Origin of the sequence: Anoxybacillus sp. J5B_2022 (genome assembly GCF_026847645.1) — a bacterium.
Taxonomy (GTDB): Bacteria; Bacillota; Bacilli; order Bacillales; family Anoxybacillaceae; genus Anoxybacteroides.
This window is the reverse complement of sequence record NZ_JAPSMC010000033.1, coordinates 20,762-34,066: the sequence shown is the minus strand read 5'-3', so window position 1 is coordinate 34,066 and position 13,305 is coordinate 20,762. Positions and strand designations below refer to the sequence as shown.

General features: G+C 45.6%; 10 protein-coding genes. 9 read left to right on the top strand and 1 reads right to left on the bottom strand.

Translation table 11 applies throughout. The features are described 5' to 3' along the window. A partial coding sequence (locus tag M4I42_RS10435) for a Crp/Fnr family transcriptional regulator (protein WP_442864104.1) occupies nt 1–618 on the bottom strand: 618 nt, incomplete at its 3' end. Nucleotides 619–875: 257 nt separating this feature from the next. Between M4I42_RS10435 and argC the strand changes: the two genes are divergently transcribed. The 9 genes from argC (at nt 876) to clpB (ending at nt 13,300) form a co-directional block, all read left to right on the top strand. Further along, a complete protein-coding gene (argC, locus tag M4I42_RS10430) occupies nt 876–1,913 on the top strand; it encodes an N-acetyl-gamma-glutamyl-phosphate reductase (RefSeq protein ID WP_268852110.1) in 1,038 nt (345 codons plus the stop codon). A gap of 14 nt (nt 1,914–1,927) precedes the next feature. Next, nucleotides 1,928–3,157, top strand: coding sequence for a bifunctional ornithine acetyltransferase/N-acetylglutamate synthase (gene argJ, locus M4I42_RS10425; protein ID WP_268852109.1), 1,230 nt, complete (start codon nt 1,928–1,930; stop codon nt 3,155–3,157). 13 nt (nt 3,158–3,170) lie between these two features. Continuing rightward, on the top strand, nt 3,171–3,944 hold the full coding sequence (gene argB, locus M4I42_RS10420; RefSeq protein WP_268852108.1) for an acetylglutamate kinase: 774 nt from the start codon (nt 3,171–3,173) through the stop codon (nt 3,942–3,944). Beyond that, entirely contained in the window at nt 3,944–5,107 is a 1,164-nt protein-coding gene (locus tag M4I42_RS10415; protein ID WP_268852107.1) for an acetylornithine transaminase, read from the top strand. The genes argB and M4I42_RS10415 overlap by 1 nt, the downstream gene beginning before the upstream one ends. A gap of 72 nt (nt 5,108–5,179) precedes the next feature. Then, the gene (locus tag M4I42_RS10410) at nt 5,180–6,250 is read left to right on the top strand and encodes a carbamoyl phosphate synthase small subunit (protein ID WP_268852106.1); all 1,071 of its coding nucleotides are present in this window, start codon (nt 5,180–5,182) and stop codon (nt 6,248–6,250) included. Next, on the top strand, nt 6,243–9,368 hold the full coding sequence (locus M4I42_RS10405) for a carbamoyl phosphate synthase large subunit (protein WP_268852105.1): 3,126 nt from the start codon (nt 6,243–6,245) through the stop codon (nt 9,366–9,368). Before M4I42_RS10410 ends, M4I42_RS10405 begins: the two co-directional genes overlap by 8 nt. Then, on the top strand, nt 9,368–10,312 hold the full coding sequence (gene argF / locus M4I42_RS10400; RefSeq protein WP_268852104.1) for an ornithine carbamoyltransferase: 945 nt from the start codon (nt 9,368–9,370) through the stop codon (nt 10,310–10,312). Before M4I42_RS10405 ends, argF begins: the two co-directional genes overlap by 1 nt. Nucleotides 10,313–10,413: 101 nt before the next feature. Next, nucleotides 10,414–10,593, top strand: coding sequence for a YjzC family protein (locus M4I42_RS10395; RefSeq protein WP_066323269.1), 180 nt, complete (start codon nt 10,414–10,416; stop codon nt 10,591–10,593). Nucleotides 10,594–10,693: 100 nt separating this feature from the next. Further along, complete coding sequence (gene clpB, locus M4I42_RS10390) at nt 10,694–13,300, top strand: ATP-dependent chaperone ClpB (protein WP_268852103.1); 2,607 nt, start codon at nt 10,694–10,696, stop codon at nt 13,298–13,300. Nucleotides 13,301–13,305: the final 5 nt, after the last annotated feature.

The window sequence follows — 13,305 nt, the reverse complement described above, 5'->3', positions numbered from 1 at the left end:
TCGTAAATAAGCTAAGTTAAGCACTTTAATTTTTCCATTTTTGATTGAAATGATTTCTTGTTTACGGAGATCGTTCAATAAGCGATTGACAACTTCACGAGAGGTACCACAAAAGTTTGCAAGATCTTGATTCGTTAAATGCAAATTAATGAAAATGCCGTCCTCTTTCATGACCCCATAGCTGTTGCACATGCGAATGAGTGTTGAATATAACGCCCCTTTTTTTCCGTGCAGGACGAGGTCGCGAAATTTCGTCTGGGTTTTTCGAAAATGATCGCTCATCCACTTCATAAACTCAAGCGCTAATTTGCTATTTTCGAGCAAGCTTTTTTCTAACACCTCGCGTTTAATACAGGCAACGATTCCGTCTTCGATCACTTTTGCATTTAAAAGATATCTCGCATCTTCACAAAAAAGGATTAACTCGCCGACAACATCCCCTTTGCTGCATATCCGTAACGAAAGTTCTTGCCCATCTGCCGCGATTTTACTAACTTGAATTTTCCCTGATTGAATGTAATACACTTCCTCTGCTTGCTCGCCTTCGCGGAATAAATACGTTCCTTTTTTGATTTCCATCTGGCGATACGCCTTATTCACTAGCTCTTGAAGCTCCATTGCTCCATTTTCCATATCTCAACCACCTTTACGAATACTACGAAAAGCAGTAGCTATTATCGATATTAAGCGAAAAAACGCTGGAAAGTCAATGAGATTATTACTATTTTTACTATTTATATATTAGAAAATTACGAAAGGAATAAAACAAAATGTACGAAATAAAATAAAAATAATTAAATATACATTTGATTTTATTTTTATGCAGTATTATAATGATAACTACATGAAAGAGAATTAGGTCGAGGAGGCACATTATGAATATTGCAATCATTGGCGCAACAGGGTACGGCGGAATTGAATTGTTGCGGTTTTTGCAGCACCATCCATATGTTAACAACTGCTTCGTCTATTCTTCATCGCAGGACGGAGTGCTTCTTTCCGACAGCTTCCCGCACGTCGGGGAAAGGAAAGAGTGGTTGTTGCGCAAAATGGACATCGAGCAAATCGCCTCGACATGTGACGTTGTCTTTTTTGCGACGCCGCCGGGAGTGTCAAGCGAACTTGCGCCATCATTGATTGATCAAGGAATAAAAGTCATTGATTTATCCGGTGATTTCCGGTTGAAAGACCGAACAGTATATGAAAAATGGTACAAACGGCAAACGGCGCAAAGCGAGTATTTGCAACGAGCGGTATACGGACTGACGGAATGGAATCGGGAAACGATCCAGAGCGCACAGCTTTTATCTAATCCAGGATGCTATCCGACCGCAACGTTGCTTGGATTAGCGCCGCTTGTGAAAAATGGGCTAGTGGTAGAAGATTCGATCATCGTTGATGCGAAGTCAGGCGTATCGGGAGCGGGACGACAAGCGTCATTAAACACCCATTTTTCTGAAGTCAATGAAAATCTGAAAATTTATAAAGTCAATGCCCATCAGCATATTCCAGAAATTGAGCAAATGCTCACTGATTGGAACGAGCACATGCAACCGATCACGTTTAGCACCCATCTTGTCCCGATGACGCGCGGAATTATGGCGACGATTTATGCGAAAGCAAAACGCGATTTATCAGTTGATAGTCTCGTAGATTTATATCAAACAAGTTATGCGTCTTCCACCTTTGTCCGCATTCGTAAAGCAGGACAGTTTCCTGCAACGAAAGAAGTGTACGGATCGAACTATTGCGATATCGGTATCGCTTACGACGAACGGACAGGACGGGTAACGGTCGTATCTGTCATTGATAATTTAGTGAAAGGCGCAGCAGGGCAGGCGATTCAAAATTTCAACGTCATGATGGGTTGGAACGAAACGAGCGGGCTGTTATTCGCGCCGATTTATCCATAGGAAGGGGATTAACAATGTTAACGAAGCAAGAGCAAGAAGTGTATTATATTGCGAATGGAACGGTTGTCACACCAAAAGGGTTTAAAGCAACAGGTGTGCACGCTGGGTTGCGTTATACAAAAAAAGATTTAGGAGTCATTGTTTGTGACGTGCCTGCTTCATGTGCGGCCGTTTATACGCAAAGCCATTTCCAGGCGGCTCCGCTGAAAGTGACGCAAGAAAGCATTGCTGCGGAACAAAAGTTGCAGGCAGTTGTCGTCAATAGCGCCTGTGCTAATGCTTGCACCGGTGAACAAGGATTGAAAGACGCATATGAAATGCGAGAGTTATGCGCGCAGCAGTTCGGCTTGCCGTCACATTATGTGGCAGTCGCTTCGACAGGCGTCATCGGAGAGTTTTTGCCGATGGAAAAAATTCGCGAGGGGATGAAGCAATTGCAACCTGTTGCTGCGGAAGAAGGAGCACACGCGTTTCAAACGGCCATTTTAACGACGGATACGGTGATGAAACAAGCGTGCTACGAAACGACGATTGATGGAAAAAGGGTGACGGTCGGCGGAGCAGCGAAGGGGTCAGGAATGATTCATCCGAATATGGCGACGATGCTAGCCTTTATTACAACTGATGCAAACATCGCTTCTGACACGTTGCAACAAGCGCTCCGTTCCATTACCGATGTATCGTTTAATCAAATTACGGTTGATGGGGAGACATCGACAAACGATATGGTTGTCGTCATGGCGAGCGGTCTTGCCGGAAACGAAGAACTGACACCGCAACATCCAGAATGGATGAAATTTTATCAGGCACTAAAACAAACGTGTGAAGACTTGGCAAAACAAATTGCGAAAGATGGAGAAGGAGCGACGAAGCTTATCGAAGTGCGCGTCCGTGGTGCAGTCAATGACGAAGAAGCGAAGCGAATTGCGAAAAAAATTGTCGGTTCTAACCTTGTGAAAACCGCAGTGTACGGCGCTGATGCCAACTGGGGGCGGATTATCGGAGCGATTGGCCACGCGGAAGCGACCGTCAATCCGGATTGCGTTGATGTTGCGCTAGGACCGATTGTCATGTTAAAGATGAGCGAACCGCAACCATTTTCTGAAGCAGAAGCGACCGCTTATTTACAAAACGAAGAAATTATGATTGAAGTAGATCTTCATCTTGGCAACGGAACAGGAATCGCGTGGGGATGCGATTTGACATACGATTACGTCAAAATTAATGCAAGCTATCGCACGTAAAGGAGAGGTTTTCGTGGGGGAAACGATTGTTATTAAATGCGGCGGCAGCGTGTTAAACGAGTTATCACCATCGTTTTTTGAAAGTTTGCAGGCGATGTACGCCCAAGGAAAAAAGATCGTCCTCGTCCATGGGGGCGGCCCGGAAATCGGCCAGATGTTAAAAAAGCTCAACGTAACAAGCGAATTTGTGGATGGGCTGCGGAAAACGACGAAAGACGTATTAGAAGTGGTGGAAATGATTTTGGCTGGAAAAGTGAATAAACTACTCGTCGGGCTTTTACAGCAATACGGAATGCCGGCAGTCGGTATTTCCGGCGTCGATGCGCATCTTTTAGAAGCCGCGCCGATCGATTTCACGAAACTTGGGTATGTTGGGAAAGTCGTGAAAGTGAATGACACGTTTTTAGAAACGTTGCTTCGATTTGGCTATATTCCTGTCATCGCTCCGCTCGGTGTAGATGAAGCAGGGCAAACGTATAACATCAACGCGGACACTGCGGCAGGAGCGATAGCAAAAGCGCTTAACGTGCAGCAGTTACTATTTGTCACCGATGTTCCTGGCATTTTGCAAAATGGCGCGGTCGTTGAGCGAACGACGGTAGCGGAAATAGAGCAAATGATAGCAACTGGTATTATTACAGGCGGGATGATTCCAAAAGTAAAAGCAGCCGCTGCTGCGTTGTCGAAAGAACTTGCAGAAGTAATGATCGTCAGCGGGAAAACACCGTTTTATGCAAACGGTCAATTATATGGAACGAGCATTCGGAAAGAAGTGGGGGTCTATTAATGGGAGCATTATTTCCTACGTATAATCGTTGGAACATTAGCATTGAATCGGCGGAAGGAACAAAAGTCGTTGCGAAAGACGGCAAACAATATTTAGATTTCGTTTCCGGCATTGCCGTTTGCAACCTTGGCCATCGTCATCCGGCCGTTCAAGCGGCGTTAGAGGCGCAATTAAACCGCGTTTGGCACGTATCTAATTTATTTACAAACGAATTACAAGAAGAAGTAGCTGAGTTGCTCGTTGCCAATAGCTGTGGCGATTACGTATTTTTCTGTAACAGCGGTGCAGAGGCGAACGAAGCGGCATTAAAATTAGCGCGGAAACATACAGGGCGTCATAAAGTGATTACGTTTAAGCAATCGTTTCACGGCCGGACGTTTGCGACGATGTCGGCGACTGGGCAAGAAAAAATTTATCAAGGGTTTGGACCGCTTTTGCCACAATTTGTTCATCTTCCGTTTAACGATACGGAGGCGTTAGAAAAAGCGATGGATGAACAAGTAGCGGCCGTTATGCTTGAAATTGTTCAAGGAGAAGGCGGAATTAGAAAAGCAAACGAACCCTTTTTGCAAACAATCGCAACGCTTTGCCAACAATACGGCGCCTTGTTGATCGTCGACGAAGTGCAAACGGGAATCGGCCGAACAGGAAAAGCGTTTGCTTATCAACATTTTGCGATTGAACCGGACATTATTACGGTCGCGAAAGGATTAGGAAGCGGATTTCCAGTTGGGGCGATGATCGGAAAAGCATTTTTGCGCGATTCGTTTACTGCCGGTGTGCATGGCTCTACTTTTGGTGGTAACCCGCTAGCGATGGCAGCAGCAAAAGCAACGTTGGAAGTGATTTTTCAGCCGGAATTTTTACAAGAAGTACAAGAGAAAGGGACTTATTTTTCACAAAAATTACAAAACGCGCTAAGCGAAAGTGAATTTGTGAAAGAAGTGCGCGGCCTCGGGTTGCTCGTTGGCATTGAATGTCACGAGGAAGTGGCAAAGCTTATTCCGGCGATCCATGAAAAAGGGCTGCTCGTATTAACGGCTGGACCGAACGTCATTCGTTTATTACCGCCGCTCATTGTGACGCAAGCGGAACTGGATGAGGCAGTGGCGATTCTAAAACAAGTGATAACGAGTGAATTGCTGACAGCTAATGAAAACTAGCTGTATCTTTATTGAAATGATTGTATAAAAATTCTTTCGTGTTAATAAAAATTCGATGATGAGGTGGCGAATATGAAGGCGCATCTTCATTTAGCAAACGGAAAAACGTTTACAGGGCAGCTTGCCACGGCGCTTCCAAACGGTGGAGTGAGCGGAGAGGTTGTTTTTTTTACTGGCATGACCGGCTATCAAGAAGTATTGACCGATCCGTCTTATAAAAATCAAATCATTGTTTTCACGTATCCGCTCATCGGCAACTACGGCATTAATGAACAAGATTTTGAAAGCAAACGTCCGCACGTGCAAGCGGTCATCGTTTATGAAGCGAGTGCGCAAGGATATCATTATGAAGCGAAATATAGCTTGCAACAATATTTAGAGCAATGGAATATTCCGCTCTTAACGCACGTCGACACACGGGCGCTCGTCAAAGAAATTCGTACACAAGGAACGATGCCTGCGGTTTTGACAGTGGCAGAAGAATGCGCCTTAGAGCAAACGGACGAACAACACTTTCCGGTTCGCGATGTATCGACGAAAACGATGGAAACGTACGGAAGCGGAAGATATCATATCGTGCTCGTCGACTTTGGTTTTAAAAAATCGATTTTGCAGTCGCTTTTAGCTCGCGGTTGTAAAGTAACGGTCGTTCCTTATGATACGCCGCTTTCATCGATTGAAGCATTGCATCCGGATGGCATCGTGCTATCGAACGGACCGGGGGACCCGAAGCAGCTGTCCCACCAATTACCCGTTATTCGAGCGGTCATTGATCGTTATCCGACGCTTGCGATTTGTTTAGGACATCAGCTTGTCGCACTTTCATACGGAGCGAACACGGAAAAACTTCGCTTTGGCCATCGCGGTGCCAATCAGCCGGTTTATGACTCGTTCCAAAAGAAAGTGCTCATGACATCGCAAAATCATAGCTATGTTGTCAACGAAGCAAGCTTAGTTGATACGCCATTTATCGTTCGTTTTACGAACGTCAACGACGGTTCCGTCGAAGGAATGGTGCACCGTGAGAAGCCGATTTTATCGGTGCAATACCATCCTGAAGCGCATCCAGGACCTAGTGACACGAACCAAATCTTCGATGAGTTTTTGCAGAAGGTAAATAAAGGAGCGAAAGTGTATGCCTAAAGATTCATCCTTGCATTCGATTTTAATCATCGGTTCTGGACCAATTGTCATTGGTCAAGCAGCCGAGTTTGATTATTCCGGAACCCAAGCGTGCATTGCGTTAAAGGAAGAAGGGTACCGCGTCATTTTAGTCAACAACAACCCTGCAACGATTATGACCGATGACGTTCATGCGGATGCCGTCTATTTTGAGCCATTAACGGTCGACAGCATCGAAAAGGTGATTGCTAAAGAGCGACCCGATGGCTTGTTAGCAACATTTGGCGGACAGACCGGCTTAAACTTGGCGTTTCAGCTACATGAAGCTGGGATTTTAGAAAAATATGGGGTGAAGTTGCTCGGGACACCAATTGAAGCGATTAAAAGAGGAGAGGATCGCGAAGCGTTTCGCGCCCTCATGTATGAACTGAATGAGCCAGTACTAGAGAGCGAAATCGTTACGAACATGGAGGCGGCCGTTGCGTTCGCTGAAAAAATTGGTTTTCCGATCATCATCCGTCCCGCTTACACGCTTGGAGGAAGCGGTGGCGGCATTGCTGAGACGATGGAACAGTTTGTCGCCCTTGTGGAAAAAGGATTGGCGGAAAGCCCGATTACGCAATGTTTAATCGAACGGAGCGTGGCCGGTTATAAGGAAATTGAATACGAAGTGATGCGCGACCATACCGATACGTGCATTACCGTTTGCAACATGGAAAACGTCGATCCGGTCGGCGTGCATACCGGTGATTCGATCGTCGTTGCACCGTCGCAAACGTTAACGGATGAAGAATACCACATGTTGCGATCCGCAGCTGTCAAAATTATTTCGGCGCTTGGCATTATCGGAGGTTGCAACATTCAGTTTGCGCTCGATCCGTCCAGCAAAAATTATTATTTGATTGAAGTCAACCCGCGCGTCAGCCGTTCATCGGCGTTAGCTTCGAAAGCGACTGGATACCCGATCGCCCGCATCGCAGCGAAACTAGCCGTCGGCTATACGTTGGCAGAATTGCTAAATCCGGTCACGAAAAATACGTACGCAAGTTTTGAACCAGCGCTTGACTACGTAGTTGTCAAGTTTCCGCGTTTACCGTTTGATAAATTTCCGAACGGAAATCGAAAGCTCGGCACGCAAATGAAGGCAACCGGTGAAGTGATGTCCATTGACCGCAATATGGAGCGCGCCTTTCAAAAAGCGGTGCATTCGCTAGAAGGAGCAAATAATGGATTATTTTTACCAGAACTAGCGGAGAAAACGAACGATGAATTAAAACAACTGCTTATCGAAAAAGACGATCGCCGCTTTTTTGCGATTTTAGAGCTATTCCGCCGCGGGGAAACGACCGAAACGGTGCATGTGTTAACGAAAATCGACCGCTTCTTTTTAAATAGTTTTTATCAGCTCATTGCCCTTGAACAAAAAGCGAAAGAAACAGATTTGGTGAATGTTGATGAACCGACATTGCGGTTGCTGAAAGAAAAAGGTTTCTCTGACGCTTTTTTAGCGAATGTATGGAACGTTAGTGAGCAAAACGTGCGAGAGAAACGGAAACAATTTGGCATTATCCCATCTTATAAAATGGTCGATACGTGTGCCGCAGAATTTCATTCCGAAACGGATTATTATTATTCGACTTATTTCGGGGAAGATGAACGCAAACGAAGCGATAAAGAAAAAGTATTAATTATTGGCGCAGGTCCGATCCGCATCGGTCAAGGCATCGAATTTGACTACAGTTCGGTCCATAGCGTGTACGCGTTGCAAGCGGAAGGTTACGAAACCGTATTAATTAACAACAATCCAGAAACGGTGAGCACCGATTTTGCCGTAGCCGATCGCCTTTATTTTGAACCGTTGACATTGGAAGATGTCCTCAACGTCATTGAAGCCGAGCAAATCGAAAAAGTCGTTGTTCAATTCGGTGGCCAGACGGCGATTAACCTTGTTAAAGGGTTAGAAGAAGCAGGCGTCACGATTCTTGGCGTATCTCACGATGTCATTGATCAGCTTGAAGACCGTGACCGCTTTTATCAATTGCTAGAAGAGTTGGAAATTCCGCACGTCGATGGGGTGATGGCGAACGATGAGCAAGAATTGATCGAAAAAGCGAATATGATCGGTTATCCCGTACTCCTTCGCCCGTCGTATGTCATCGGCGGAAAAGGGATGTTTATAGTCGACAATGAACAACAATTGCAGCAGTTATTACAGCAGCCGTTTTTGTTCACGTACCCTGTTTTGATTGACGCTTACTTAAGCGGAAAAGAAGCGGAAGTAGATGTAGCGGCAGACGGAACGGCGATTTTATTGCCAACAGTGATCGAGCACGTGGAAAAAGCAGGGGTACATTCGGGAGACAGCTACGCGTTTTTACCGGCACAAACGTTGACAGAAGAAGAAAAAGCAAAAATGAAGCAATATGCGGAAAAAATCGTGCAAAAGCTTCAGTTTAAAGGAATGATGAACATTCAATACGTCATCGCGAATGGGGAAGTGTACGTCTTAGAAGTGAATCCGCGCGCGAGTCGAACGGTGCCGATTGTCAGCAAAATCACAGGAATCCCATTAGCGCAAATTGCGACAAAATTATTGCTTGGGAAATGCTTAAGCGAGCTAGACATTCCAACAGTAGCTGACCATATCCCATATGTCGTACTGAAATATCCGGTATTTTCGATGCATAAATTGCCGGAAGTCGACCCGCTTGTCGGACCGGAAATGAAGTCGACAGGGGAAGGGATTAGCATTGCGAAGACGGTAAAAGAAGCGGCGGCAAAAGCGTTCCACGCTTATTTATCGAAAAAAGCAGGGGCTTTTGAAATTTACGTGGATGCGAAAAATGACGAAATAAAACCGTTGCTTGAGCGAATGAAACAAGCAAAACTTACGGTTGTTCAAGACGTTCCATTTACAGAATGGGTAAAGCGAAAAGAAGCGTTAGCGTTTTTTAATTGGCAAAAAAATACGGAAAGCACCGAACAACGGATGATTGCGTTGTCCCAACAACTATTGACGTTTACAGAAATCGAAACGTGCGAACTATTTTTATCTGCGCTAGAAGTGAGTGATTTTTCCGTTTGTTCGATTCAAGAGTGGCTTGAACAACTGAACGAATCAAAGAAAGTGGTGATCTAATGAATACAACGATATCTTCCTTAAAAGGGAAAGATGTATTGACATTAATCGATTTTTCGTCGGAGCAAATTCATGAGCTATTGGAACTTGCAAAACAACTGAAACAAAAGCAGCAAGCGGGGGAAATGTATACTCCGCTTGCTGGAAAAACGTTGGCGATGATTTTTGAAAAACCGTCCACGCGTACGAGAGTGTCGTTTGAAGTCGGCATGACACAATTAGGAGGGCATGCCCTTTACTTAAACAGCAACGATTTACAACTTGGACGCGGCGAAACGATTGCTGATACCGCAAGAGTATTGTCCCAATACGTCGATGCAATTATGATCCGCACGTTTGCGCATAGCAAAATCGAAGAACTCGCCCATTACGCCGACGTACCGGTTATTAACGGATTGACGGACGATGACCATCCGTGCCAAGCGCTCGCAGATTTATTGACGATTTATGAAGTGAGAAAGCAGCTAAAAGGAATGAAACTCGCGTATGTCGGCGACGGTAACAACGTCGCCCATGCATTAATGATCGCCGCAGCGAAAGTTGGAATGGATTGCGCCGTAGCTTGCCCGGTTGGCTATGAGCCGAAAGAGCACTACGTCGCCGCTGCAAAGGAAGCAGCTGCAAAAACAGGAGCGACGATTACGGTGACGCATTCGCCGGAAGAAGCGGTCCAAGCTGCTGACGTCATTTATACAGACGTATGGACGAGCATGGGACAGGAGCAAGAAAGCGAACAGCGGCTCGCTGTTTTTCAACCGTTTCAAGTCAATAGCCAATTAACAAAATATGCAAAAGACAACTACATGTTCCTTCATTGCTTGCCGGCTCATCGCGGCGAAGAAGTAACCGCTGATGTGATCGACAGCGATCATTCTTACGTTTTCCAACAAGCAGGAAATCGCCTCCATGTGCAAAAAGCGATTTTAGTATCGCTATTATCATAAACGAAAAGCACCGGATCGTTTGCCGGTGTTTTTTTCTTAGTTATGAATCCGACGTTAAACGGTTATGCTAAAGATGTACCTTTCGTAAAGGGGGAATCGAAATGGGTCAACCACGTCATTTTAAGCCGGGAGATAAAGCGCCGAATAACGGCGTCTATATCGAAATTGGAGAAACCGGGGACAACGTCAAACACCCGAAAAAGCTGAAGCTAAAAGCCGGGGATACGTTTCCGGAAACATCTAACCATAATCGCCATTGGACGTATATGCGAAAACCGTAAGCGAAAAGCCATTCTCGACAAGAGGATGGCTTTTGCATTACGAAATGGACGTGCTATAATAACATTAAAGGTCAAAAAAAGTCAAAAAGGTGGTGAAAAAATGGACGCAACGAAAATGACAGAAAAAGTGCAAGAGGCGTTTCTTTCTGCCCAGACAATTGCTGTTCAACACCATCATCAACAACTCGATATAGAACATTTGTTGCTTTCGCTGTTACAACAAGAGGACGGACTCGCGAAACGGATATTGGAGTTGCTTCATGTCGATGTGCATGCTTTCCGCCAAGATGTTCAAGCATTGGTAAAGAAAAAACCGGAAGTGATCGGAGCGGGAAATCAAGTATATATGTCCCACCGTTTGCAGCGGCTCATCGCGGCTGCCGAGCAGGAAGCAAAACAAATGCACGATGAATACTTATCGGTGGAGCATGTACTGTTGGCACTCATTAACGAAAAACAGGCGGATATTGCGCACATATGGCAAAAATATCGCATCAGCCGTCCAGCGTTGTTGGACGTATTGCGAGAAATAAGGGGGAATCAACGAGTGACGACACCAACTCCGGAAGCGACATATGAAGTATTAAAAAAATACGGACGCGATTTAGTAGCGGAAGTAAAAACAGGGAAAATCGATCCTGTCATCGGCCGCGACAGCGAAATTCGCCGCGTCATTCGCATTTTATCACGCAAGACGAAAAATAATCCTGTGTTAATCGGTGAGCCGGGCGTTGGGAAAACAGCGATTGTTGAAGGACTTGCCCAGCGCATCGTTCGCAAAGACGTTCCTGAAGGATTGAAAGATAAAACGATTTTTGCGCTCGACATGAGTTCATTGATTGCTGGCGCAAAGTTTCGCGGCGAATTTGAAGAACGATTAAAAGCCGTATTGAACGAAATTAAAAAAAGTGAAGGAAAAATTATTTTATTCATTGATGAACTGCATACGATCGTCGGAGCCGGAAAAGCGGAAGGCGCCATTGATGCTGGCAATATGTTAAAGCCGATGCTTGCCCGCGGAGAGTTGCGCTGCATCGGGGCAACAACGCTTGACGAATATCGGCAATATATTGAGAAAGATCCCGCATTAGAGCGTCGTTTTCAACAAGTGCTCGTCGAAGAACCGACCGTCGAAGATACGATTTCGATTTTGCGTGGATTAAAAGAGCGCTTCGAAATTCATCACGGCGTGAACATTCATGACCGTGCGCTCGTTGCGGCGGCGACATTGTCTGACCGCTACATTTCAGAGCGCTTTTTGCCGGATAAGGCGATTGACCTTGTCGATGAAGCGTGTGCGATGATCCGCACGGAAATGGACTCGATGCCGTCTGAATTAGATGAAGTCATGCGGCGTGTGATGCAACTCGAAATCGAAGAAGCAGCGCTTAGAAAGGAAACGGACGAAGCGAGCCAGCAACGGTTGGCGGCGCTCACAAAAGAACTAGCGGATTTGCGTGAAAAAGCGAACAGCATGAAAGCGAAATGGCAAAAAGAAAAAGAAGCGATCCAACAAGTGCATAGCGTTCGCGCAGCGCTCGAAAAAGCGAAACGCGAATTAGAAGAAGCCGAAAATGAATACGACTTAAATAAAGCGGCTGAACTGCGCCACGGTCGCATTCCGCAGCTGGAAAAACAATTAAAACAGCTTGAGCGCGAAATGAATGAGTCGAATCAAGAGGGACGGCTTCTCCGTGAAGAAGTAACGGAAGAAGAAATTGCCGAAGTGGTGTCGCGTTGGACTGGCATTCCGCTCACCAAGTTGGTGGAAGGCGAGCGGGAAAAATTATTGCGCTTGCACGATTTGCTGCATGAGCGCGTTATCGGGCAAGATGAAGCGGTTGAACTCGTAGCAGATGCTGTGCTGCGCGCGCGTGCCGGCATTAAAGATCCAAACCGTCCGATCGGTTCGTTCATCTTTTTAGGGCCGACCGGTGTCGGAAAAACAGAACTAGCGAAGGCGTTAGCGCAAGCGTTGTTTGATAGCGAAGAACAGATGATACGGATTGACATGTCGGAATATATGGAAAAACACGCGGTGTCCCGCTTAATTGGCGCACCTCCCGGCTATGTCGGCTATGAAGAAGGAGGACAATTGACGGAAGCGGTACGAAGAAAACCGTACTCAGTCATTCTTCTTGACGAAATTGAAAAAGCTCACCCGGAAGTATTCAATATTTTATTGCAAGTGCTTGATGACGGCCGAATTACTGACTCGCAAGGGCGGACGGTCGATTTTAAAAATACGGTCCTTATTATGACGTCTAATATCGGTTCACATCTGTTATTGGAAGGTGTAAAAGAAGACGGAAACATGCAGGAAGAAACGCGTGAACAAGTATTGCAGCAATTACGGCTACATTTCCGACCGGAATTTTTAAACCGCGTCGATGACATTGTATTATTTAAACCACTCACGATGAACGAAGTGAAAGGAATTGTCGAGAAATTTGTGAGAGAATTAAGTGCACGGCTTGCGGACCGCCACATTTCGTTAACGTTATCCGAGCAGGCGAAAGAATATATTGCTGCTGCTGGCTTTGACCATATGTACGGGGCGCGGCCGTTAAAACGGTTTATCCAAAAACAGATCGAAACGCCGTTAGCAAAAGAAATCATTGCTGGACATATAAAAGATTACAGCACTGTTTTCATCGATTACGAAAACGGAAAAATCGTGGTCAAAAACAACGAAAGGCTATCCTAAAAGGA